General features: G+C 74.0%; 18 protein-coding genes. 9 read left to right on the forward strand and 9 right to left on the reverse strand.

Going from position 1 to position 23,054, the window contains the following annotated elements:
* Positions 1 to 583: 583 nt before the first annotated feature.
* Complete coding sequence (locus tag ACWD3O_RS31880; protein WP_451418269.1) at positions 584 to 1,105, reverse strand: Rv3235 family protein; 522 nt, start codon at positions 1,103 to 1,105, stop codon at positions 584 to 586.
* A 294-nt stretch (positions 1,106 to 1,399) separates the two neighbouring features.
* Here ACWD3O_RS31880 and ACWD3O_RS31885 point away from each other — a divergent pair, with 294 nt between their 5' ends.
* Together ACWD3O_RS31885 and ACWD3O_RS31890 are read left to right on the forward strand one after the other, a co-directional pair.
* Positions 1,400 to 1,918 (forward strand): DUF6912 family protein, encoded by a 519-nt coding sequence (locus ACWD3O_RS31885; protein WP_451418270.1) that lies wholly within the window; start codon positions 1,400 to 1,402, stop codon positions 1,916 to 1,918.
* Positions 1,915 to 2,640 carry an HAD family hydrolase gene (locus ACWD3O_RS31890; protein ID WP_451418271.1) on the forward strand — a complete coding sequence of 242 codons (726 nt, stop codon included), beginning with the start codon at positions 1,915 to 1,917 and terminating at the stop codon, positions 2,638 to 2,640. Before ACWD3O_RS31885 ends, ACWD3O_RS31890 begins: the two co-directional genes overlap by 4 nt.
* Before the next feature lie 158 nt (positions 2,641 to 2,798).
* Here ACWD3O_RS31890 and secA read toward each other — a convergent pair whose 3' ends face one another.
* Positions 2,799 to 5,609, reverse strand: coding sequence for a preprotein translocase subunit SecA (gene secA, locus ACWD3O_RS31895; protein WP_451413721.1), 2,811 nt, complete (start codon positions 5,607 to 5,609; stop codon positions 2,799 to 2,801).
* A gap of 324 nt (positions 5,610 to 5,933) precedes the next feature.
* On the opposite strand from secA, the gene ACWD3O_RS31900 reads away from it, so the two are divergent.
* The gene (locus ACWD3O_RS31900; RefSeq protein ID WP_451418272.1) at positions 5,934 to 6,503 is read left to right on the forward strand and encodes a GNAT family N-acetyltransferase; all 570 of its coding nucleotides are present in this window, start codon (positions 5,934 to 5,936) and stop codon (positions 6,501 to 6,503) included.
* Between the two features lie 263 nt (positions 6,504 to 6,766).
* A complete protein-coding gene (locus ACWD3O_RS31905) occupies positions 6,767 to 7,954 on the forward strand; it encodes a winged helix-turn-helix domain-containing protein (protein WP_451418273.1) in 1,188 nt (395 codons plus the stop codon).
* A 58-nt stretch (positions 7,955 to 8,012) separates the two neighbouring features.
* Here ACWD3O_RS31905 and ACWD3O_RS31910 read toward each other — a convergent pair whose 3' ends face one another.
* The 7 genes from ACWD3O_RS31910 to mtnA form a co-directional block, all read right to left on the reverse strand.
* Positions 8,013 to 8,759: a response regulator gene (locus ACWD3O_RS31910; protein WP_451413718.1), complete on the reverse strand. Its 747-nt coding sequence runs from the start codon at positions 8,757 to 8,759 to the stop codon at positions 8,013 to 8,015.
* Positions 8,760 to 8,971: 212 nt separating this feature from the next.
* Entirely contained in the window at positions 8,972 to 9,670 is a 699-nt protein-coding gene (gene hpf / locus ACWD3O_RS31915; protein ID WP_451418274.1) for a ribosome hibernation-promoting factor, HPF/YfiA family, read from the reverse strand.
* Positions 9,671 to 10,037: 367 nt separating this feature from the next.
* Positions 10,038 to 10,790 carry a ComF family protein gene (locus ACWD3O_RS31920; protein ID WP_451418275.1) on the reverse strand — a complete coding sequence of 251 codons (753 nt, stop codon included), beginning with the start codon at positions 10,788 to 10,790 and terminating at the stop codon, positions 10,038 to 10,040.
* A 124-nt stretch (positions 10,791 to 10,914) separates the two neighbouring features.
* A complete protein-coding gene (locus ACWD3O_RS31925) occupies positions 10,915 to 12,918 on the reverse strand; it encodes an LpqB family beta-propeller domain-containing protein (RefSeq protein ID WP_451418276.1) in 2,004 nt (667 codons plus the stop codon).
* Positions 12,908 to 15,151 (reverse strand): MtrAB system histidine kinase MtrB, encoded by a 2,244-nt coding sequence (mtrB, locus tag ACWD3O_RS31930; RefSeq protein ID WP_451418277.1) that lies wholly within the window; start codon positions 15,149 to 15,151, stop codon positions 12,908 to 12,910. Before mtrB ends, ACWD3O_RS31925 begins: the two co-directional genes overlap by 11 nt.
* Before the next feature lies 1 nt (position 15,152).
* On the reverse strand, positions 15,153 to 15,842 hold the full coding sequence (gene mtrA, locus ACWD3O_RS31935) for a two-component system response regulator MtrA (protein WP_277350888.1): 690 nt from the start codon (positions 15,840 to 15,842) through the stop codon (positions 15,153 to 15,155).
* A gap of 136 nt (positions 15,843 to 15,978) precedes the next feature.
* Positions 15,979 to 17,070, reverse strand: coding sequence for an S-methyl-5-thioribose-1-phosphate isomerase (gene mtnA / locus ACWD3O_RS31940; RefSeq protein ID WP_451413713.1), 1,092 nt, complete (start codon positions 17,068 to 17,070; stop codon positions 15,979 to 15,981).
* Between the two features lie 170 nt (positions 17,071 to 17,240).
* Here mtnA and ACWD3O_RS31945 point away from each other — a divergent pair, with 170 nt between their 5' ends.
* The 5 genes from ACWD3O_RS31945 to ACWD3O_RS31965 are packed head-to-tail and all read left to right on the forward strand — an operon-like array spanning position 17,241 to position 22,872.
* Complete coding sequence (locus ACWD3O_RS31945; protein WP_451418278.1) at positions 17,241 to 18,533, forward strand: glycerophosphoryl diester phosphodiesterase membrane domain-containing protein; 1,293 nt, start codon at positions 17,241 to 17,243, stop codon at positions 18,531 to 18,533.
* A gap of 4 nt (positions 18,534 to 18,537) precedes the next feature.
* Positions 18,538 to 19,272: a DUF4129 domain-containing protein gene (locus ACWD3O_RS31950; RefSeq protein WP_451418279.1), complete on the forward strand. Its 735-nt coding sequence runs from the start codon at positions 18,538 to 18,540 to the stop codon at positions 19,270 to 19,272.
* Positions 19,269 to 20,543, forward strand: coding sequence for a DUF4350 domain-containing protein (locus ACWD3O_RS31955; protein WP_451418280.1), 1,275 nt, complete (start codon positions 19,269 to 19,271; stop codon positions 20,541 to 20,543). The genes ACWD3O_RS31950 and ACWD3O_RS31955 overlap by 4 nt, the downstream gene beginning before the upstream one ends.
* Positions 20,540 to 21,562, forward strand: coding sequence for an AAA family ATPase (locus tag ACWD3O_RS31960; protein WP_451418281.1), 1,023 nt, complete (start codon positions 20,540 to 20,542; stop codon positions 21,560 to 21,562). The genes ACWD3O_RS31955 and ACWD3O_RS31960 overlap by 4 nt, the downstream gene beginning before the upstream one ends.
* Positions 21,562 to 22,872, forward strand: a complete 1,311-nt coding sequence (locus tag ACWD3O_RS31965; protein WP_451418282.1) for a DUF58 domain-containing protein — start codon at positions 21,562 to 21,564, stop codon at positions 22,870 to 22,872. Before ACWD3O_RS31960 ends, ACWD3O_RS31965 begins: the two co-directional genes overlap by 1 nt.
* Positions 22,873 to 23,054: the final 182 nt, after the last annotated feature.

Consider the following 23,054-nt stretch of genomic DNA (forward strand, 5'->3'; position numbering starts at 1 on the left):
CCGCGGGCCCCGCTTCACCTCGGGCCGCAGGCCAGCCCAGTTGCCCGCAACCCGCAGCCGCCCTCGGCCATCGGCCATCGAACGCCGCCACGCACAGGGGCGACACCGCCCCGCAATGCGCGGGGCGACGACCTCTGTGCGGCTGCGGGCCCGGAAGGCGCCCGGGAAGGACCACAGGGACGGCGGGGCTCCCTGCCCTCCTCCCCTCCGCCCCGGCCCACGCCGGGCCCGCCCGGTCCGGACCCGCCGACCCCGGACACCAGGACACCACCCCCAGGCCCGCGCAACCGGCCCGCGCAACAGTCGCGGGCGTGGCGAGCGGTCGGCCGCCCCTCCGGAGCGGCGGGAAGCCGCTCCCGTGGCCCCCGCCCAGCCCGACCCCGGAGACCGCGCTGCCCAGTGCCCCCGCCGGCCACCGCGCGCGAGCGGCCATGGGGGACGGCCCGGCCCGCGAACCCGCGCTCGCGGGAGCCGCAGCTCCGCCCCACACCGCGCGGGCCCCGCTCCCCGACGGGCCCCGGCCAGGCGGAGCCGGAGCCGGAGCCGCCCCGCCGGAGGCCACCGTGGAGGCGGGCGCGCCGCGTCAGGGACCCGCCTCCACGGCCACGCAGCGCCACCGCCGGTCGTCCCCCTGCTCCAGGCGGAACGCGAGCGCCCGCACCCGGTCACCCGCCCCCACCCGCACGAACACCTCGAGCGCCCCCGCCCGCGCCACGTAGTACCCGATGTCCCGCACCACCGGCCGGACCCCGCCCCGGGTCCGGAGCACCCCCCGCTCCGCCAGCAGCGCGAGGTCGTCGTAGGCGCGGCCCACGGTGTGCCGCAGCATCGAGTGCACCGGCGACTGCCCGCTCAGGACCCCCACCAGCCGCTCCGCGAACACGTCCGTCGGCCGCACCGGCACCGGAGCCGGGGCGGGAGCCGAAGCCGGCACCGGAGCCGGAGCCGGGGCCGTCCGGGCCGACGGCCTGCGCGTCACCGTCCCCGCACCGGCGCCACCGCCGGGCCGCCGCGCGTCCCGCCTGCCCGGCGGCCTTCTCCGTCCCGCCGCCCCGGGCCGTTCCCCGGCGCCGCCGCCCCGCATTCGCGTCATGACCTTGTTCACAGCGATCCCCGTTCCGCGAGAGAGATACCGGCGAGTAACCACGCCGTTGCGGATCTTGTAGAGCCGTCCACGCCCCCGGGCAAAGACCGACACGACGCCCGCACCCGTCCCCGCGATTCACCTATCAGGCCCAATCGCCCCGCACGGCCCCCGCCCCGCACCGCCCCGGGCGCCACCGGCGGCCCCGCCCGCACCCCCGCGCCCGGCCCCACCCCCGCCCCGAAAGGGGACCGCCCCCGCGCCCCGCACGTATCCTGAGCTGACCACCCGTCCCCGAGCGAAAGCGGCGGCCGCATGCGCGTCTACGTACCCCTGACCCTCCCCGGGCTCGCCGAGGCGCACCGCACGGGCGAGCTGGGCGCGGACCGCGTCAGCGTGTACGCCGCCACCCCCCTCCTGGCCGACTGGTACGAGTCCCAGGACGAGGAGGAGCTGGAGTACGCCGCCCTCGGACTCGCCGCCCACGCCTCGCTGCGTCTGCTGGCCCTGGACCCCGCCGCGCCGCGCCGCCGGGTGGTCGTGGCCGTGGACGTCGCCGACGGCGTCGTGGACCTGTCCCCCGAGGCGATGGGGGAGGCCCTCGTCCCCGGCCCGCTCCGCCTCGCCAAGGCGGCCGCCGTGCACGTCGACGCGGAGGAGGCCCGGCAGGACGTGGCCGCCGCCGCGGACGCCCTGGACGCGGCCGACCGGGACGACACCGAGGCGATGAACACCGTGGACCTCGCCGACGAGCACAACCTGCTGTGGTTCGCCACCCAGGAGATCCCCGCCCTGGTCGGCGGCGACGAGGACGGGAAGGAGGGGCGCGCATGACCGCGATATCCGACCCGCGGCCACCGGCCGCCCCCGGTTCCACCGTCCCGCTCCCGCACATCGTCTGGGACTGGAACGGCACCCTCTTCCACGACATGGACGCCGTCATCCGGGCCACCAACGCCGCCTTCGCGGAGGTGGGCCTGTCACCGGTCACCCTCGAGCAGTACCGCGCGCTCTACCGCGTCCCGGTCCCCCGCTTCTACGAACGGCTGATGGGCCGCCTGCCCACCGAACGCGAGTGGGAGGTGATGGACGGCCTGTTCCACGAGCACTACAAGACCCACCTGCCGGCCTGCGACCTCACCGAGGGCGTCCGCGAACTCCTGCACGGCTGGAACGCGTCCGGGCGCAGCCAGTCGATCCTCAGCATGCACGGTCACGAGGAACTGCTCCCGCTGGTCCGCGGCTTCGGCATCGAGCCGCACTTCCTGCGGGTCGACGGCCGCCAGGGCCCCTCCGGCGGCACCAAGGCGGAGCACATGGTCCGCCACCTGGCCGCCCTCGGAGACCACGGCGTGCGCCCCGCGACCACGGTGGTGATCGGCGACGCCGTCGACGACGCGCTGGCCGCCGAGAGCGCCGGGGCCCGGGCGGTGCTCTACACCGGCGGCTCGCACAGCCGGGCCAGCCTGGAGGAGGCGGGCGTCCCCGTCGTGGACACGCTCACCGAGGCCGTCACCCTCGCCGAGCACCTCGTCGAACGCCTCGCGGAGTCCTGACCCACCGCCGAACCCCGCACCCCACGCCGGTGGGCGAGGACGGACAGCGCCACCGCACCGGCCCGAACGGACACCGGGGCCACGGACGCCGCAGGGGCCGGACGCTGCGCGCGTCCGGCCCCTGCGGTCACCTCCCGCCCGTCACCGGCCGGCGGCCGTCACTTCTTGCGGCGACGCCCCGAGGCCTTCGCCTGCTTGCGCCGCTCGGCGCGGGTCAGACCGTCCGCGGCGGACCGCACCGGCTCGCCGTCGCTGGTGAAGTCGCCCTCGACGACCCCGCCCTCGCCGTCGACCGTCGGCGCCGAGAAGTGCAGCCGGTCCGGCCGCTGCGGCGCCTCCAGGCCCTTGGCGCGGATCTCCGGGCGGGCGCCCGCCGGAACCGCGTCGCCCTTGGACAGCGACGGCGCGGCGTCGGAGACCGGGACCTCCTCGACCTGCTGCTCGACCTGGACCTCCAGGTTGAACAGGTAGCCGACGGACTCCTCCTTGATGCCCTCCATCATGGCGGTGAACATGTCGAAGCCCTCGCGCTGGTACTCGACCAGCGGGTCCTTCTGGGCCATCGCCCGCAGGCCGATGCCCTCCTGGAGGTAGTCCATCTCGTAGAGGTGCTCGCGCCACTTGCGGTCCAGGACCGACAGCACGACCCGGCGCTCCAGCTCACGCATGATCTCGGAGCCGAGCTGCGTCTCACGCGCCTCGTACTGCTCGTGGATGTCGTCCTTGACGGACTCGGAGATGAAGTCGGCGGTCAGGCCGGCCCGCTCGCCGGCCGCCTCCTCCAGCTCCTCGACGGTGACCTTCACCGGGTACAGCTGGCGGAACGCGCCCCACAGGCGGTCCAGGTCCCAGTCCTCCGGGAAGCCCTCGGCGGTCTCCGCGGCGACGTACGCGTCGATGGTGTCGTCCATGAAGTGGTGGATCTGCTCGCGCAGGTCCTCGCCCTCCAGGACACGGCGGCGCTCGCCGTAGATGACCTCACGCTGCCGGTTGAGCACCTCGTCGTACTTGAGGACGTTCTTGCGCGCCTCGAAGTTCTGCTGCTCGACCTGGGACTGCGCGGAGGCGATGGCGCGGGTGACCATCTTGTTCTCGATCGGCACGTCGTCCGGCACGTTCGCCATGGACATCACGCGCTCGACCATCTGCGCCTTGAACAGCCGCATCAGGTCGTCGCCCAGCGACAGGTAGAAACGGGACTCGCCCGGGTCGCCCTGACGGCCGGAACGACCGCGGAGCTGGTTGTCGATACGCCGCGACTCGTGCCGCTCGGTGCCGAGGACGTAGAGGCCGCCGAGGCGCTCCACCTCCTCCTTCTCCGCCTTGACCGCGGCCTCGGCGCGCTCCATGGCGGCCGGGAGGGCGGCGGCCCACTCCTCGATGTGCTCCTCGGGGTCGAGGCCCTGCTGCCGCAGCTCGGCCTCGGCGAGGTCCTCGGGGTTGCCGCCGAGCTTGATGTCGGTACCACGGCCGGCCATGTTGGTGGCGACCGTGACGGCGCCCTTGCGACCGGCCTGCGCGACGATCACCGCCTCGCGCTCGTGGTGCTTGGCGTTCAGCACCTCGTGCTGGACGCCGCGCTTGGAGAGCTGCTGCGACAGGTACTCGGACTTCTCCACCGAGGTCGTACCGACCAGGATCGGCTGACCCTTGGCGTGCTTCTCGGCGATGTCGTCGACCACCGCGTCGAACTTGGCGACCTCGGTGCGGTAGATGAGGTCGGACTGGTCCTTGCGGACCATCGGCCGGTTGGTCGGGATCGGCACCACGCCGAGCTTGTAGATCTGGTGGAACTCGGCGGCCTCGGTCATGGCCGTACCGGTCATGCCGGAGAGCTTGTCGTAGAGGCGGAAGAAGTTCTGGAGCGTGATCGTGGCGAGGGTCTGGTTCTCGTCCTTGATCGGCACCCCTTCCTTCGCCTCGATCGCCTGGTGCATGCCCTCGTTGTAGCGGCGGCCGGCGAGGATACGGCCGGTGTGCTCGTCGACGATCATGACTTCGCCGTCGATGACGACGTAGTCCTTGTCCTTCTTGAAGAGCTCCTTGGCCTTGATGGCGTTGTTCAGGTAGCCGACCAGCGGGGTGTTCACCGACTCGTAGAGGTTGTCGATGCCCAGCCAGTCCTCGACCTTGGCGACGCCGGACTCGTGGATCGCGACCGTGCGCTTCTTCTCGTCGACGTCGTAGTCGCCGGTCTCGGAGACGCCCTTCAGCGGGTTGCCGGGCTCACCGCGCTTGAGGCGGGTGACCAGCTTGGCGAAGTCGGCGTACCACTTGGTCGCCTGGTCCGCCGGGCCGGAGATGATCAGCGGGGTACGGGCCTCGTCGACCAGGATCGAGTCGACCTCGTCGACGATGGCGAAGTTGTGGCCGCGCTGCACCAGTTCGTCCTTCGACCACGCCATGTTGTCGCGCAGGTAGTCGAAGCCGAACTCGTTGTTGGTGCCGTAGGTGATGTCGCAGGCGTACTGCGCGCGGCGCTGGGCCGGCGTCATGTTCGCCAGGATGCAACCCACCTCGAGGCCCAGGAACTTGTGGACCCGGCCCATCATCTCGGAGTCGCGCTCGGCGAGGTAGTCGTTCACCGTGATCAGGTGGACGCCCTTGCCGGAGAGCGCGTTGAGGTAGGCGGGGAGGGTACCGACGAGGGTCTTGCCCTCACCGGTCTTCATCTCGGCGACGTAGCCGAGGTGGAGGGCCGCGCCACCCATGAGCTGCACGTCGTAGTGCCGCTGGCCGAGGACGCGCTTGGCGGCCTCGCGGACGGTGGCGAACGCCTCGGGGAGCAGGTCGTCCAGGCTCTCGCCGTCCTGGTACCGCTGGCGGTACTCGTCGGTGAGGGCCCGCAGCTCGGCGTCGGAGAGGTTGACGAAGTCCTCTTCGATGGAGTTGACCTGGTCCGCAATGCGGTGCAGTTTGCGCAGGATCTTGCCTTCGCCTGCACGCATGATCTTCGAGAGGACGGACACGGGGGCTGGTCTCCTTGCCGGTCGGGCCTGGGACGGTCGCTTGCTGGTACTGGCCTACTGATACTGGTGAGCAACGGCCATCGTATGCGAGGACCCCGCCACGCCGGGAGGTCTGGCCTCGCCCTCGTGGAACGGAGAACCTCGCGGCACGGGACCGCCGCGAGCTGCTTCCCACAGGACACAACGTGCGGGAGTGGCCGATAGTGCCGCGACGGCCGACCGAATTGCCGGAAAACGCCGTCCGCGGCACGGATGTCACCGAGGGCGTCACCGATGGCGAAAAAGCTCTGGCCACCCGCCCGCCCGTCCCGCATCCTCGGGCGGATGGAACCCGTCATCCTCACCACCGAACGTCTGATCCTGCGCCCGCCGGCCCCGGGGGACGCCCACGCCGTCCTCGCCGCCTGCCAGGACCCCGACATCCGGCGCTGGACCGCCGTCCCCTCGCCCTACCTGCCGGAGCACGCCCGCACCTTCGTCGGGGGATACGTGACCGAGGCCTGGGCCGCCGACACCGAGTACGTCTTCGGCGCCTTCCTCACCGAGGAGACCGCGGAGGGCGGACCGGAGCGCCGGGAGGGGCCGTTCGTCGCGATGCTCGGCCTGAAGGTGCGGGGCCAGGACACCGTGGAGATCGGCTTCTGGGCCGTGAGGGAACACCGCGGCCACGGTCACGTCACCGAGGCCACCCGCGCGTTGTGCCGGTGGGCCTTCACCGACCTGGGCGCCGCCCGCGTCGAGTGGCGCGCCGGGGTCGGCAACACCGCCTCCCGCGCGGTCGCGGAACGCTGCGGGTTCGTCCAGGAGGGCGTGCTGCGCCAGGCGCTCGTCAGCGGCGGCACACGCCACGACGCCTGGATCGCCTCCCTGCTGCCGCAGGACACCGGGCACTGACGCCGCGGGACGCACTCGGGGCACGGCTCGGCGGGGACGCGGGGCGCAGCACGGCAGGGGCGCAGCACGGCGGGGGCGCCGGACGCGGAGCAGGCGGGCGAGGCCCCGCGGAGGTGCGGGGCAGGCGCAGGGCGCGTGCGCGCCGGAGGCGCGGGGCGCAGCACGGCAGGGGCGCAGGGCGCGGCACGGTGGGGGTGCTCCGCTCGCGGCAGTCGCTCCAAGGCGCCCCCCGCTGTCGGCGTCACCCTCTATCGTGGCGCCCCATGACCGGTCCGCACCCCACCGTCACCCTCTCCGCCGACGAGGCCCGCCGCATCGCCCTCCGCGCCCAGGGCCTGCTCGGCGCCCCCGACCGACGCTCCGGCGTGCGCGGCACGCTCCGGCACCTGGGCGCGGTCCAGTTGGACACCATCTCCGTCCTGGCCCGCTCCCACGAACTCGTCCCCTACGCCCGCCTGGGCGCCGTCGGCCGGGGGGCCGTGGAGGCGGCGTACTGGAACAGGGACCGCGACGGCCGTCCCCACTCGTTCGAGTACTGGTCGCACGCCGCCTGCATCCTTCCCCTGGAGGAGTGGCCGCACTTCGCCTTCCGCCGCCGCGCCTACCGCGCCCGCCCGCAGTGGAACCACGACCTCCCCGAGGGCTCCTACGAGCAGGTGATCAAGCAGCTCCGCGCGGAGGGCCCGCTGACCGCCACCGAACTCGGCGGCGCCAAGCGCACCGGCGAGTGGTGGGACTGGTCCGCCTCCAAGGTGGCGGTGGAGCGCGCGCTGATGTACGGCGAGGTGGTCTGCGTCGAGCGCCGCGGCTGGAAGCGGGTCTACGACCTCGCCGAACGCGCGATCCCCGGCGACCTCCTCCACGACGACGTGGACGACACCGAGTGCGTGCGCCGCCTGGTCGTTCAGGCCGGGCAGGCGCTGGGCGTCGGCACGCGCTCCGACATCGCCGACTACCACCGCCTGAGGGCCGACCAGGTCGACGCGGTACTCGCCGACTCGGGTCTGGTCCCGGTCGAGGTCGAGGGCTGGGGCCGCCCGGCCTGGGCCGACCCGGCGGCCCTGGCGACCGCGCCGCGCGGCCGCCACCGCACCACGCTGCTCTCCCCGTTCGACTCGTTGATCTGGGAACGGCCGCGCACGGAGCGGATCTTCGGCTTCACCCACCGGCTGGAGGCCTACGTGCCCAAGGCCCGGCGGGTGTACGGCTACTTCGCGATGCCGGTGCTGGCGGGCGGGCGGCTGGTGGGCCGGGTGGACCCGGCGCGGGCCGGCCGCACGCTGGTGGCGCGGCAGGTGACCCTGGCCGACCGCCGCGCGGTCCCGGACGTGGCCCGCGCCCTGGTCGAGGCGGCGAGCTGGGTGGACTGCGCCGACGTCCGCGTGGAACGCGTGGACGCGCCGGAACTCCGCGACCCCCTGGTCGCCGAACTCGCCGCGCTCACGGCCTGACCGGGCCGAACCCCGAAGCCGTCCACGGCCCCCTCGGCGGCACCTTCACCCCGGGGGGTCAGCGGATCTCGAGGATCTTCTCCCGCATCGCGTACACCACGGCCTCCATCCGGGAGTGCAGCTGCAGCTTCTCCAGGATGTTCCGCACGTGGTTCTTGACCGTGTTCTCGGAGATGAACAGCTCCTTGGCGATGTCCCGGTTGTTCATCCCCGTGGCGACCAGCTTGAGGACCTCCAGCTCCCGGTCGGTGAGCCGGGGCGCCGGCACCAGCCGCCGCTCGTCGGTGCGCTGGATCATCGACTTGAACTCGGTGAGCAGCTTCGAGGCCATCGACGGGCTGATCTGGGACTGCCCGTCGGCGACCGCGCGGATGGCGGTGGCCACCTCGTCGGTGGAGATCTCCTTGAGCAGGTAGCCCGTGGCGCCGGCCTTGATCGCCTCGTAGAGGTCGGCCTCCTCGTCGCTTATCGTCAGCATGATGATCTTGGCGCTGGGGGCGACCTCCTTGATGGAGGTGCAGGCCTCGATCCCGCCGCGGCGCGGCATGCGGACGTCCATCAGGACGATGTCGGGCAGCAGGTCGGCGGCCTTGTCGACGGCCTCCGCGCCGTCCCCGGCTTCGCCCACGACCTGGATGTCCTCCTCGGCCGCGAGCACGATCTCCAGGCCGCGCCGGAAGAGCGCGTGGTCGTCCACCACCAGGACCCGGATGGGCTCCGCACGCCCTCCCTCCGCGGCCGGTTCGCCGCCGGGCGTGCTGTCGCCGGCGCCCCCGTCCCGCATCGGTCCGAAGGTGTCCACCATCGTTCCTCCCCCATGAGGCTGAGGCCTGTCCGTCCCGCCGCCGCGTCAATCTGCGGCGGTGAACAGCCCGTTGGGCCGTGTGGCCATGATTCCATGCCCGGACCGGCGGACGGTCCGGTCGCACCGCCGCGCCCGTCGCACGGGGGCGCACACCGGTGCCCCTGAGGGCGCGTCGCACGCGCCCCAGGGGCACACCGGGCACCGCCGGCCGGTCAGCCGCCGAGCGTCCCGCCCGCGTCGGGGGAGGGCTCGCCGCCCCCGAGCATCGGGTCGGTGCGGAGGTGGATCACGCCGTAGTCGTAGGCGTGCCGCCGGTAGACGACACTGGGTTCCTTGGTCTCGGAGTCGACGAAGAGGTAGAAGTCGTGGCCGACCAGCTCCATCTCGTAGAGCGCCTGGTCGAGGCTCATCGGAGCGGCCATGTGGGTCTTCTCGCGCACCACCAGCGGGCCCTCGCCCTGGACCTCCAGCGGGCCGATGCGCTTGGTGGGCACCGCCTCCGACTCCTCGGTGGACGGCACCACCGCACCGGTGGGGTCGAGGGTCGCGGCGTCCGGCACGTGGCTGGCCACCTCGGCCGCCGAGACCCGGCCCACTCCGCGCCGCGTGTACCGCTTGTCGTGCTCCTTGCGCAGCCGGGCCCCCAGCTTCTCCGCCGCCAGGTCCAGAGCGGCGTAGGGGTCGCTGGCCGACGCCTCCGCCCGGATGACCGGCCCGCGGGAGCGGAGGGTGATCTCCACACGGTCCTTGCGGTCCGCCTGACGCGGGTTGTGCTCCTTGGACACCTCGACGTCGAGGCTCATCACCTTGCCGTCGAGCTTCTGGATCTTCTCCAGGTTCAGCTTCTCGGCCACGTGCTTACGGAACCGCTCGGGCACCTCGGTCTTGCGGCCCTTGACGACGATGTCCACGCAGAACTCCGTTCCCGGATCGCCCGCCTCACCGGCGGAACATCTCCCATTCGCACCAGGTTCCGGATCGTCACCGGAACCTCGGACTCGGTGACTCCACCTCCTCCTCCCCCGCAGGCGCGTCGACCATCCCGGGTCACCCGGGACGGGACTCGATTCCCGCGGCTCGGCACTGCGACAGGAGGGGCATGGCCTGCGCCTTTTCCCTCACTACCGAACATATCTCGCCCGGCCTGATGTCGTCACCCGTTACCGCCACATACCTCCGTTCCGACGAATTAACCCTGTCGTATCCGCTGGTCACCCCGTGTTCCGTTGGTGCTTCAACCAATGGCGTGCATGCGGAGAAATTCATTCGATTCCGGTTTCAGACGAAGAAAGGTGGTGACCCGGCGACAACCGCCGCGGCAAAGGGAACGGGTGTTCCTTTCGTTTCGGCGGCCGTCCGCAGGACGCGCGCCGCCTCGGCGACCGAGGCACCGGTGGTCGTCACGTCGTCGACCACCAGCAGGCGCCCGCTCGGGGGCAGCAGTTCCGCCCCGCCGGGTCTGAGTTCGAGGGCGCCGCCCAGATTGGCCAGCCGCGCCGCGGCGGACAGCCCCGTCTGGTCGGCCACCGCCCGCCGCTGCCGCAGCACCGCCGCGGTCCGCGCGGGCGTCCCCGTACCGCGCAGGGCGGCCGCCGCCGCGAGGGCGATCCGCCGCGCCGGATCGTGCCCCCGCCGCCGCACCGCACGCCGCGCCGACGGCACCGGCACCAGCACCACCGGCCCGTCCCGGGCGGCGACACCCCCGGCGCCCATGCCCACCCCGGCCCCCGCATCGGCCCCGGCGAGGGCGGCCCGCACCGCCGCGGCCAGCGCCTCACCCAGCGGGGCCGCCAACGGCAGCGCCCCGCGCTCCTTGTGCGCGAGCAGCACCGACCGCACCGCGTCGGCGTACGGCACCGCGGCCCACACCGGCGGCAGACCGTCCGGGGCGCCGCCCGGCCGCACCGGCCGGGGCGATCCGCGGCACACGGCCCGTCGGCACTCCTCGCAGAGCGCCGTGCGCGGCGCCCCGCAGCCCGCGCACTCGCCGGGCAGCATCAGTTCGGCGAGTGCTCGCCACCAGTCCCTCATGCCGCCACTGTGCGCCCGGACACCGGTCTCCGAACAGGCCTGTGGACAACCGGCCTGTGGACAACCGGAGGGGTGAGGACGACCCCGCGCCCGCACCCCTGTGGACAACTTCCGGCCCCGTCGCTCAGCCGGGATATACCGGACTCATGGCCTTGGTGACGATCTGCTTCCACTGCGCCCCGGACGGCAACCGGACCAGCCCGTCGGTCCCGGAGTACACCGTCAGCGGCGACTCCTCGTCCTCCGACGCGGCGATCTCCCGCACGCCGGAGAGCGCGGCCGGCGCCATACCGACGACCGCCGAACCGTCGACGCGCACGTACCGCATCTGCTGCACGCCGCCCTGTTCGCGTCCGGCGACGACCAGCCGGCCGGCGCCCGCCCAGGACATGGCGGTGACGTCCTGGAAGCGGGGCGCGACGGCACGCGGGTCGAGCACCGACACGACCGGCCGGTCCTGGGTGCCGCCGCGCTCGATACGCCCGACCCACAACGACCGCTTGTTCCCCTTGGCGACGACCAGCGCGATCCGCACGCCGTCGCCGGCCACCCGGACCTCCTCGATCCGGCCGTCGAGCTGCGGGACCCCCACCTCCACGGGCTTGCCCTTCCCGCCCGGCAGCATCAGCAGCCGCGGCGCGTCCGGGTCGCGGTCGGCGATCCAAAGGTCACCGCGCGCGTCCCAGCTCGGCGCCGTCAGCCGGTCGCTCTCCGACGCGCCCGCGCTCTTCAGCACGGGCTCGCCGACGCCTTCGCCGACGCCTTCACCGTCCGCCGTCAGCGGTCCGACGTACAGCCGGCTGCCGTCCAGGTGGACCCCGGCGGCGTTGTGCTCGTTGCGGGAGACGGCCACCGACCGCAGCGGCGTCTTCCCCTCGCCCAACGCCCCCGGCACCGGTTCGACGCCCGCCGCCTCGGCCCGCGCGGCGTCCTCGGCGGCGGCGTCGTCCTCGTCGGGCGAGGCGGAGGCTCCGGCGTCCTGGCCGTCGCCGGCCTCGCCCCCGCCGGGCCCGTCGGGCCCGGCGTCCTCGTCGGCCGGTTCGTCCTTCTCCGCCTTGAGCTCCGGCACGGGCTGGTACTCGGCGGGGATACGCACCAGGCGGTGCTTTCCGTCGACGAAGTACAGGTAGTCCGGCTGATGGGTCCTGCCGTACGGCGCGTACAGCTCGGCGCGCTGCTCGTCGACCCCGCACAGCCGCTGCCCGCCCGACGTCAGCTCCAGCGACTTCACGCCGGTGGGGGTGTAGTCCTGGAGGGTCAGCAGCATCTGCGCCGCCATCTCCTCGCAGCCGCTGTGGGACGCCCGCCCGGCGTCCTTGTCGAGGGGGACGGTCAGCCGCCCCTCGTCGTCCGGCGTCAGCGAGCGCACGCCCTGCCTCAGCCCGGTCCCGGCGGGAAACGCGGTGCGCACGGCCGGCGCCAGCCAGTCGGTGGGCCCGGCCAGCAGCGAGCGCACGATCCCGGTCAGCGGGTCCACCTTGCGCACGTACACCGGATCGGCCACGGCGGCGGGACGGCCGCCTCCGCCCTCGGTACCAGCCGGGAAGTAGTACCGGTTGACCGAGGTGTAGTTGCGGGCGAAGTCGGACTGGCCCATGACGACGCCCCCGGGCACCTGGTCGATGCGCCACTCCCGGCTCTCGGCGTCCCGGCGGAGAGTGACGACCTCCTGGTACTCGCCGTCGGCCTGCCGGAACGCCTGCTGGGAGTCCACGAGCGCCACCCGGGTGCCGGCCAGCGTGTAGTTGAGCTCGTCGGAGTTCTCCCGCGGGCCGGGCAGACCGGGCAGCGGGGTCGGCCCGTTGGCCAGGACGGTGATCGACCGCTCCGGCCGCCAGGTCCGGGCGGTGCGCGGCGTCAGGTACTTCCGCGCCGTCTGGTACTGCCGGTCGTCGCTGGTCAGCGCCTCCAGGAAGCCCTCCACGATCTGCTCGGGCGTGGCCCCCGGACGCGGGGGCACGGCAAAGACACGGACCTGCGTGTCCTGCCGCGGCGTGGACTCCACGTCCTGCAGGTGCCCGCCGTCCGGCATCGAGGCGCACCCGGCGAGCAGCACCACCCCGCACGCCGCGGCCACGGCGGTCCGCCCCCCGCGACGGCGGCCCTTCCCCACGTTCTCAGCCCCCACGAGTCGCCTCTTCCTGCTCCGCCGCCGAGTCCGGCCGGGCCTGCGGCCTCCGCGGTCCCGCCGTGTCCGTACCGCCGTCCGCCCGGCCCCCGGAGAAGCCACCGGCCGGTCCGCCGGCGGAGGCCCCGGCGGAACCACCGGCCGGTCCACCTGCGGAGCCACCGAAAGAGCCACCGGCGGAGCCGCCGGAGCCCCCGGCGGAGCCGCCGGAGCCCCCGGCGGAGCCACCGGCGAACCCGCCTCCGGAAGCGCCTCCCGCACCGGCACCGGGCTCCCCTCCGGCCTCGCCGTCGCCCGGCCTCCCGCCCACCGGCCGGTCCCCGGTCGGCTGGACGGGGACCGACGGGCGGGACACCACCCGCGCGCTGCTGCCGGGCAGGGCGGCCGGATCGGCCACCGGGCCGTGCTGCCGCACCACGGACGCCCCCCGCGGCGGCAGCCGGTCCCCGGCCGGCTGGACGGGCACCCCCGCACCGCCGCCGGCACCGGCCGACGCCGACGCCGCACCGGCCGCGTCCACGGCCTGCCGGGCCCGCGCCGTCTCACGGGCGCGGCGGGACTGCCGCGAGTCGCGCGGCTCCAGCGGTATCGGCGAACCCCGCAGCGGCTCGTCCGCGGTGCGCGGCAGCGTCAGACGGAACTGCGAACCGCCGCCGGGCTCGCCCCAGGCCTGCAGCCAGCCGCCGTGCAGCCGGGCGTCCTCCAGAGCTATCGACAGGCCCAGACCGGTGCCTCCGGTGGTCCTGGCCCGCGCCGGGTCGGCCCGCCAGAACCGGCTGAACACCCGGGTCGCCTCGCCCGGCTTCAGCCCCACGCCGTAGTCGCGCACCGCGACGGCGACCGCGCCGCCCGCCGCGGCCAGCCGCACCACCACGTCCTTGCCCTCGCCGTGCTCCACCGCGTTGACGACCAGGTTCCGCAGCACCCGCTCCACCCGCCGCGCGTCGACCTCGGCGACGACCGGCTGCCGGTCCCCGACCACCCGTATCCGGGTGCCCTTGCGTTCGGCGAGCGGCGCCGCGCCGCCCACCACACGCCGCACCACGTCCCGCAGGTCGGTCGGCTCCGCCTCCAGCGCGGCCGCGCCCGCGTCGAACCGGCTGATCTCCAGCAGGTCAGCCAGCAACGACTCGAACCGGTCGAGCTGATCGGCGAGGAGTTCCGCGGACCGCGCGGTCATCGGGTCGAAGTCCGCCCGCGCCTCGTGGATGACGTCCGCCGCCATCCGCACGGTGGTCAGCGGGGTGCGCAGCTCGTGCGAGACGTCGGAGACGAACCGCCGCTGCATCCGCGACAGGTCCTCGAGCTGCTGGATCTTCAGCTGGAGGTTCTGCGCCATCTTGTTGAAGGCCTCGCCGAGCCGCGCGATGTCGTCCTCGCCGGTGACCTTCATCCGCTCTTGCAGCCGCCCGGCCGACAGCCGCTCGGCGACCCCGGCGGCCATCCGCACCGGCGTGACCACCTGACGCACCACCAGCCAGGCGATGGCGCCGAGCAGTCCCACCACGAACACCCCGGCGGTCGCCAGCGAGACCTTCACCAGGCTCAGCGACTTCTCCTCCTGGGTGAGCGGGAAGAGGAAGTACAGCTGGTACGGCTCGCCGTCCGGGTCGTTGATCTGCTTGCCGATGACCAGCGCGGGCTGGGAGTCCCCCGCCTCGTAGACCACCCGCGTGTAGCTCTGCGCGGCCTGCGGGCTGCTCTCCAGACGCTCCCGCAGGCCCTTGGGTATGGAGGCGTCGGGGTCGACGGTCCCGGAGGACCGCGGACTCGCGAACGCGTCGGCGACCGGCAGCGTGACCACGTCGAACGCGCCCTGACCGCCGCTGGACAGCGAGTCGACCAGGTTGCTGTTCCACTCGATGGGGCTCGGGGAGACCGTCTCCCCCTCGCCCGCGGCCTCCGCCGCCCCGGCGCCGGACGCCAGGCCGGCCACCTCGTCGGCACGCTGCTTGGCCGCGGCGAAACCGCCCACGGCCTGGCTCTGCGCCGCGTTCACCTTGGCTTCCAGCAGGCCGTTGCGGACCTGCCCGATCACCACGAAACCCAGGACCAGCACCACGCCCAGCGACATGAGCAGCGTGGTGACGATGACCTTCAGCTGGATGTTGCGCCGCCACAGCCGTATGACCGGAAGCAGCGGCCTCCGCACCCAGCGCAGCACGAGCCTCAGGACCGGACTGCCCTGGACGCCGCCCTGGAGCAGTCCGCCCGCGAGCAGAGCCTTCGGCATGTCAGCTGGGTCCGGCCTTGTAGCCGACACCACGCACGGTCACCACGATCTCCGGGTGCTCCGGGTCCTTCTCGACCTTGGACCGCAGCCGCTGCACGTGCACGTTGACCAGGCGCGTGTCGGCGGCGTGCCGGTACCCCCACACCTGCTCCAGCAGCACCTCACGGGTGAACACCTGCCACGGCTTGCGCGCCAGCGCCACCAGCAGGTCGAACTCCAGCGGCGTCAGCGCGATCGCCTGACCGTCCCGCTTGACCGAATGCCCGGCCACGTCGATCACCAGGTCGCCGATGGTCAGCTGCTCCGGAGCGGGCTCCTCCGACCTCCGCAGCCGCGCCCGGATACGGGCCACCAGCTCCTTCGGCTTGAACGGCTTGACCACGTAGTCGTCGGCCCCGGACTCCAGGCCCACCACCACGTCGACGGTGTCGCTCTTCGCGGTCAGCATCACGATCGGCACGCCCGACTCGGCCCGGATCTGGCGGCAGACCTCGATGCCGTCCCGGCCGGGCAGCATCAGATCCAGCAGCACCAGATCGGGCTTCGCCTCCCGGAAAGCGGCCAGCGCCTTGTCGCCGTCGGCCACGAACGCAGGCTCGAAGCCTTCCCCTCGCAGCACGATTCCGAGCATCTCGGCCAGTGCGGTGTCGTCATCGACGACAAGGACTCGTCCCTTCATAAACCACATCATCCCATTCCGATAACGGTGACCGGGACGCTTGGTGAGCGAGGTCACGTGTGTCGGTCCCCCGGAGCGGGCACCCGCGCCCTCCGCGAGCGGCTCCGGGACCGTGCGCGCCCGGTGTACCGGGGCGCCTCGCGGGACCCTACGCCCGGCCCTCCAGCCTGGCGACCCCCTCCGCCGTCACCGGCGACAGCACCCCCCGCTCCGTCACCAGCGCGGTCACCAGCTCCGGCGGCGTCACGTCGAACGCCGGGTTGTACGCCTGCGTGCCGAGCGGCGCGACCACCGCGCCCCCGATCTCCGTCACCTCACGGCCGGCCCGCTGCTCCACCTCGATCGACGCCCCGTCCGGCGTGCCCACGTCCACCGTCGTCCACGGCGCCACCACCACGAACGGCACGTGGTGGTACCGCGCCAGCACCGCCAGCGGGTACGTCCCCACCTTGTTGGCGACCGACCCGTCCGCCGCGATCCGGTCCGCGCCCACCACCACGGCGTCCACCTCCCCGGCCGCGAACAGCGAACCCGCCGCGTCGTCGGCGAGCAGCGTGTACGCCATCCGCTGCCGCGCCGCCTCCCAGGCGGTCAGCCGCGCCCCCTGCAGCAGCGGCCGGGTCTCGTCCACCCACAGCCGCCGCAGCCGCCCCACCCGGTGCGCGGCCAGCGCCACCGCGAAGGCCGTCCCCTCACCGCCCGACACCAGCTCCCCGGTGTTGCAGTGGGTCAGGATCCGGTGCCCGCCACCCGGCCGCCACTCGTCCAGCAGCGCCAGCCCGCGCTCCGCCATCACCGCCGACGCCTCCGCGTCCTCCCGGTGCAGCGCCCGCGCCGCCCCCAGTGCGGCCGCCGCCGCGTCGCCGCCCGCCGCCAGAGCCGCGTCGTACGCCTCCTTGGCCCGCCGCACCCCCGTCTCCAGGTTCGCCGCGGTGGGCCGCGCCCCCGCCAGCGCCGCCGCCGCCTGCTCCACGTCGAACCCGCGGGCCGCGGCCAGCGCCACCCCGTACGCCCCCGCGATCCCCAGCAGCGGCGCCCCCCGCACGGCCAGCGAACGGATCGCGCCGACCAGCGCGGACGCGTCCGTGCAGACCAGCTCCGACTCCTCGGCCGGCAGCCGGGTCTGGTCGAGGAGCACCAGAACCGGCCCCTCCGGAGGTTCCTCCCAGCGCAGCGCCGGGATCATGGGTATGCCGTCGGTCCGTCCACCGTCGTCGGGTCGCGCGCCGTGATCAGCCATGCCGTCAGTCTTCCCCGGTTTCGGCCCGGCAAGAAGGCCTTCCCGTCCACGCACCGGTCCTGTCTCGGTCCCGTCTCGGTCCTCCCCGGCCCACCCGTGCTCCGCCGTGCACATGGCACGATGACCTGACCTGCGCCGTGACCCGCGGGCAGCACCCTGAAGGAGCGACGATGAATGACTCTCCGGGCTGGACCTCGCCCGGATCGTCTCCGGCCGACGACCCCAGCGGCGGCCGGCCGGGCGGCCAGTGGTCCAAGGAACAGCCCCCGCCCGCCGTCCCGCCCCAGCCCGCCCCCGGCGGCCCCCACCAGGACGGCCGGCACCAGGGCGGCGGCCAGTACCCAGGCGGTCAGCAGCAGGGCGGCCAGTACCCCGGCGGGCAGTACCAGGGCGCACCGCAGCCCGGCGTCCCCCCGCAGGGCGGACCCTACGGCGGCGGCCCGTACGGCGGCGGCTCCTACGGCCCGCCCGGCGCACCCTGGGGACCCCCGCCCGCGCCCAAGCCCGGCGTGATCCCGCTCCGCCCCCTGGGCCTCGGCGAGATCCTCGACGGCGCGGTCACCACCATGCGCACCTACTGGCGGCCGGTCCTCGGCATCTCCCTCGTCGTCGCCGTGGTCACCCAGGGTCTGTCCCTGCTGACCACCCTCTTCCTCCTCGACGAGATCAGCACCACCCTCACCGCGGACCCGGCCACGCTCGACGGCGACGACATCGCCTCGCTGATGGGCCAGACCCTCATCGCCTACTGCGCGCTGCTCCTGGTGAACCTCCTCGGCACCACCGCGGCCACCGCCCTGCTCACCCCGGTGACCAGCCAGGCCGTCCTCGGCCGGCCGGCGACCGTACGGCACGCCTGGGAGAACGCCAGGCCCCAGATCTGGCGCATGCTCGGTCTCACCGCGCTGATCCCGCTGATCCTGCTCGCGGTGCTCGCCGTCTGCCTGCTCCCCGGCATCCTGGTCGGCTTCGGCGGCTCCGCCGCCGGCGGCGTCGGACTGATCTTCCTCGGCTCGCTGGCCGCCCTGCCCCTGGTCACCTGGCTCAACTTCCGCTGGTGCCTGGCCCCGCCCGCCCTGATGCTCGAACGGCAGCCCATCCGCCAGGCCATGGCCCGCTCCACCGCCCTGGTGAAGGACTCCTGGTGGCGGATCTTCGGCATCATGCTGCTCACCGCCGTCATCACCGGCGTCGTCTCCTTCATCCTGGCCATCCCGTTCGAGATCCTCGGCCTGAGCCTCGACGGCCTCTCGGCCGGCGCCTTCTTCGGCAGCGACCCGACGGACTACGGCACCATGTACTACCTGTTCGTCGGCATCGGCGGCATGATCGCCCAGACGATCACCCTGCCCGTCAGCGCGGGCGTGGCCGTGCTGCTCTACATCGACCGCCGCATCCGCCGCGAGGCCCTCGACCTCGAGCTCGCCCGCTCCGCCGGCGTCGCGCCGGGCACGGGGAGCTGATGGGGTGAGCTGGGCGGGGGGAATCCCGGCCGCGTTCCTCGCGGCCGCGCACACCACGTCCGCCGACGGTGAACCTCCGGTCACCCTCCCGCGCGACCCCGCGCGGGAGGAGGCCGAGAGGGAACTGTCGAAGGGCGTCTACCACCAGGACGACCCGGGGCTGCTGGCACGCGCCCTGAAGTGGATCTGGGACGGCATCTCCGACATCCTCGACCGGGCGGCCTCCGTGGCCCCCGGCGGCAACACGGGCCTGTGGATCATCCTCAGCTGCGTCCTGCTGGTGCTGGGCCTGCTGGTCGCCCGCTTCGGTCTCCCGGCCCGCAGGTCACGACCGTCCCAGGACGAGGCGCTCTTCGCCGACGGCCCGCGCAGCGCCGCCGAACACCGGCGGGCCGCCGAGGAGGCCGCCGCCCGCGGCGACTGGTCCCGAGCCGTCCAGGAACGGACCCGAGCCCTCTTCCGCGCCCTCGAGGAACGCGCCCTCCTCGACTCCCGCCCCGGCCGCACCGCCGACGAGGCGGCCGCCGAGGCCGGCCGGGTCCTCCCCGCCCACACCGCGGGCCTGCGCACCGCGGCCCACGACTTCGACGACGTCACCTACGGCGGCCGCACCGCCGTGGAGGACACCTACCGGCGCACCACCCGCCTCGACGAGGACCTGCGCAAGGCCAAACCGCTGCTCACCGACGACGCCGCACCGGCCGCCGACGACTGGACCAGCCCGGGAGCCGCCGTATGACCCCCACCCCCGGCACCACCACCGCCGCGACGGCCGCCACCGACAGCACCCCCGCCGGCGGCACCTCCACGGCGAGCGTCTCGACGGTGAGCACCTCCACCGCGCCCACCGCGCGCCAGCTGTGGACCCGCGGCCGCGGCATCCTGCTCGCCCTGGTCGTCCTCCTGGTCGCCGGCATCGCGGTGGCCGCCTCCCGCTCGTCGGACCACGGCCCCCTCGACCCCCGCTCGCCCCGCCCCAGCGGCGCCCGCGCCGTCGCCGAGATACTCCGCGGCCACGGCGTCGACACCCGGGTCGTCACCACCCTCGCCCAGGCCACCGCCGCGGCCGGGCCGGACACCTCCCTCCTGGTCGCCGTGCCCGACCTGCTCACCCCGAGCCAGCAGACCAGGCTGCGCGAGGCCGTCGACGGCTCCGGCGCCCGCCTGGTGCTGGTCGCCCCCGACGTCTCCACCGAGACCCTGGCGCCCCAGGTCACCGCCGACCCCACCCCCGCCTTCGACGAGACCGCGGCCCCGTCCTGCTCCTTCCCGCCCGCCGAGCGGGCCGGGACCGCCGAGACCACGGACATCCGCTACAAGGTCACCGCCCCGGACGCCGACGCCTGCTACCTCAGCGACGGCCTCCCCACCCTGGTCCGCCTCCCCGGCGACACCACCACCGGCCCCGGCGGCGACACGCTGGTCCTCGGCTCACCGGTCTTCCTCACCAACGACCGCCTCGACGAGCACGGCAACGCCTCCCTCGCCCTGAACGTCCTCGGCGCCCACCCCGACCTCGTCTGGTACATCCCCTCCCTCGCCGACGCCTCGGCCGCGGCCGGCGAGGAACAGCGGGGACTGTTCGACCTGATGCCGTCCGGCTGGCTCTGGGGCGCCCTGCAGCTCTTCCTCGCCGCCGTCGTCGCCGCCTTCTGGCGCGGACGCCGCTTCGGCCCGCTGGTCGCCGAACGCCTCCCCGTGGTCGTCCGCGCCTCCGAGACGACCGAGGGCCGCGCCCGCCTCTACCACGCGGCGAGGGCCCGCGACCGTGCGGCTGAGGCCCTGCGCACGGCGACCCGCCTGCGCCTGGCTCCGCTGACCGGCGTCCCCGCCGCCCGGGCCCACACCGCGGAGGCCCTGCTGCCCGCGGTGACCGCCCACATCGGCGACCCGGTCCGGGCCGCCGCGGTCCAGGACCTCCTCTTCGGCCCGCCGCCCGGCGACGACGCGGCCCTCGTCTCCCTCGCCGACCGACTCGACGCCCTCGAAAGAGAGGTAAGCCGTCCATGACGGACCCGACCGCTGACATCACCCCCGGCTCCTGGACGCAGAAGCCCGACGCCGGAACCACCGGGACCTCCGGCGACCCGCGGGCCGCCCTGGAGAGCCTGCGGGCAGAGATCGGCAAGGCCGTCGTCGGCCAGGACCCGGCCGTCACCGGCCTGGTCGTCGCCCTGCTCTGCCGCGGCCACGTCCTCCTCGAGGGCGTCCCCGGAGTCGCCAAGACCCTCCTGGTCCGCTCCCTGGCGGCCTCCCTGCGCCTGGACACCAAGCGCGTCCAGTTCACCCCCGACCTGATGCCCGCCGACGTCACCGGCTCGCTGGTCTACGACACCCGCAACGCCGAGTTCTCCTTCCAGCCGGGCCCGGTCTTCACCAACCTGCTGCTCGCCGACGAGATCAACCGCACCCCTCCAAAGACCCAGTCCTCCCTGCTGGAGGCCATGGAGGAACGCCAGGTCACCGTCGACGGCACCCCGCGCCCCCTGCCCGAACCGTTCCTGGTCGCCGCGACCCAGAACCCCGTCGAGTACGAGGGCACCTACCCGCTGCCGGAGGCCCAGCTCGACCGCTTCCTCCTCAAGCTCACGGTGCCGCTGCCGTCACGTCAGGACGAGATCTCCGTCCTCACCCGGCACGCCGCCGGCTTCGACCCCCGCGACCTGTCCGCCGCCGGCCTCCACCCGGTGGCCACCGCCGCCGACCTGGAAGCCGCCCGCACGACCGTCGCGAAGACCACCGTCTCGCCCGACATAGCCGCCTACGTCGTCGACATCTGCCGCGCCACCCGCGAGTCGCCCTCCCTGGCCCTCGGCGTCTCCCCGCGCGGCGCGACCGCCCTGCTCTCCACCGCACGCGCCTGGGCCTGGCTCACCGGCCGCGACTACGTCATCCCCGACGACGTGAAGGCCCTGGCCCTGCCCACCCTGCGCCACCGGGTCAAGCTGCGGCCGGAGGCCGAGATGGAGGGGGTAACCGCCGACTCCGTCATCACCGCCGTCCTCGCCCAGGTCCCGGTGCCGCGCTGATGGGCTTCACCGGACGGGCCGCTCTCCTGGCGGCCATCGGCTCGCTCCCGGTCGGTCTGCTGGAGCCCAGCTGGACCGGCGTCCTCGCCGTGAACGGCACCCTGGCGGCGGCCTGCGCCTGCGACTTCGCGCTGGCCGCCCCCGTCCGGCGACTGCGCCTCAGCCGCTCCGGCGACACCTCGGTACGCCTGGGCGACACCGCCGAGGTCACCCTCACCGTCACCAACCCGTCCGGCCGCCCGCTCCGCGGCCGCCTCCGGGACGCCTGGGCGCCCAGCAGCTGGCCTGCGGGCGCCGAGTCCGCCGCGTCCCGCCACGTCGTCGACGTGCCCGCCGGGGAACGCCGCCGGGTCACCACCCGCCTGCGCCCCACCCGCCGCGGTGACCGCACCCCGGACCGGGTGACGGTCCGCTCCTACGGGCCGCTGGGCCTCTTCACCCGCCAGAGCAGTCACCACGTGCCGTGGACGGTGCGGGTACTGCCGCCGTTCCACAGCCGCAAGCACCTGCCGTCGAAACTGGCCCGCCTGCGCGAGCTCGACGGCCGCACCAGCCTCCTCACCCGCGGGGAGGGCACCGAGTTCGACAGCCTGCGCGAGTACGTTCCCGGCGACGACACCCGCTCCATCGACTGGCGGGCCACCGCACGCCGCCAGACCGTGGCCCTCCGCACCTGGCGCCCCGAACGTGACCGTCACGTCCACCTCGTCCTCGACACCGGACGCACCTCCGCGGGCCGCGTCGGCGACGCCCCCCGGCTGGACTCCTCCATGGACGCGGCCCTCCTCCTGGCCGCGCTGGCCACCAAGGCCGGCGACCGGGTCGGCTTCCTCGCCTACGACCGCCGCGTGCGCGCGCGCGTCCACTCCTCCTCGGCGGACGACCTGCTCGCCGCCGTGGTCACGGCCATGGCCAACCTGGAACCCGAGCTGGTGGAGACCGATGCGCGGGGCCTGGCCACCGCCGCCCTCTCGGCGGCACCCCGACGGGCCCTCATCGTCCTCCTCACGGGCCTGGACCGGGCCGCCGTGGAAGAAGGCCTGCTGCCCGTACTGGGCCGCCTCACCCAGCAGCACACCCTGCTGGTCGCCTCCGTCTCCGACCCGTACGTCGCCGAGATGGCGAAGAGCCGCGGCACCCCGGAAGCCGTCTACGACGCCGCTTCCGCCGCCCAGACGCAGGAGGAACGCCACCGTGTCGCGGAACAACTCCGCCGCCACGGCGTCACCGTCGTCGACGCCCCACCCGAGGAACTCGCCCCGGCCCTGGCTGACGCCTACCTCGCCCTGAAAGCAGCGGGCCGGCTCTGACCGGCACGGCAAAAAAGAAGGGGGGTGCCCGCCACGGGCACCCCCCTTCTTCTTCTGTCATCTCCACCCCAGAAAGCCCCGGAAATGCAGAAAGCCCCCGCACCAAAGGTGCGGGGGCTTTCCCAATATTTGTTCGGCGGCGTCCTACTCTCCCACAGGGTCCCCCCTGCAGTACCATCGGC

This window comes from Streptomyces sp. NPDC002640 (assembly GCF_053592575.1).

Excerpts from the sequence above, each read along its gene's own strand:
- ACWD3O_RS31885 (WP_451418270.1), top strand. The coding sequence starts at position 1,400 with ATGCGCGTCTACGTACCCCTGACCCTCCCCGGGCTCGCCGAGGCGCAC.
- ACWD3O_RS31890 (WP_451418271.1), top strand. The coding sequence starts at position 1,915 with ATGACCGCGATATCCGACCCGCGGCCACCGGCCGCCCCCGGTTCCACC.
- ACWD3O_RS31900 (WP_451418272.1), top strand. The coding sequence starts at position 5,934 with ATGGAACCCGTCATCCTCACCACCGAACGTCTGATCCTGCGCCCGCCG.
- ACWD3O_RS31905 (WP_451418273.1), top strand. The coding sequence starts at position 6,767 with ATGACCGGTCCGCACCCCACCGTCACCCTCTCCGCCGACGAGGCCCGC.
- ACWD3O_RS31910 (WP_451413718.1), bottom strand. The coding sequence starts at position 8,759 with ATGGTGGACACCTTCGGACCGATGCGGGACGGGGGCGCCGGCGACAGC.
- ACWD3O_RS31920 (WP_451418275.1), bottom strand. The coding sequence starts at position 10,790 with ATGAGGGACTGGTGGCGAGCACTCGCCGAACTGATGCTGCCCGGCGAG.
- mtrB (WP_451418277.1), bottom strand. The coding sequence starts at position 15,151 with ATGCCGAAGGCTCTGCTCGCGGGCGGACTGCTCCAGGGCGGCGTCCAG.
- mtrA (WP_277350888.1), bottom strand. The coding sequence starts at position 15,842 with ATGATGTGGTTTATGAAGGGACGAGTCCTTGTCGTCGATGACGACACC.
- mtnA (WP_451413713.1), bottom strand. The coding sequence starts at position 17,070 with ATGGCTGATCACGGCGCGCGACCCGACGACGGTGGACGGACCGACGGC.
- ACWD3O_RS31945 (WP_451418278.1), top strand. The coding sequence starts at position 17,241 with ATGAATGACTCTCCGGGCTGGACCTCGCCCGGATCGTCTCCGGCCGAC.
- ACWD3O_RS31955 (WP_451418280.1), top strand. The coding sequence starts at position 19,269 with ATGACCCCCACCCCCGGCACCACCACCGCCGCGACGGCCGCCACCGAC.
- ACWD3O_RS31960 (WP_451418281.1), top strand. The coding sequence starts at position 20,540 with ATGACGGACCCGACCGCTGACATCACCCCCGGCTCCTGGACGCAGAAG.
- ACWD3O_RS31965 (WP_451418282.1), top strand. The coding sequence starts at position 21,562 with ATGGGCTTCACCGGACGGGCCGCTCTCCTGGCGGCCATCGGCTCGCTC.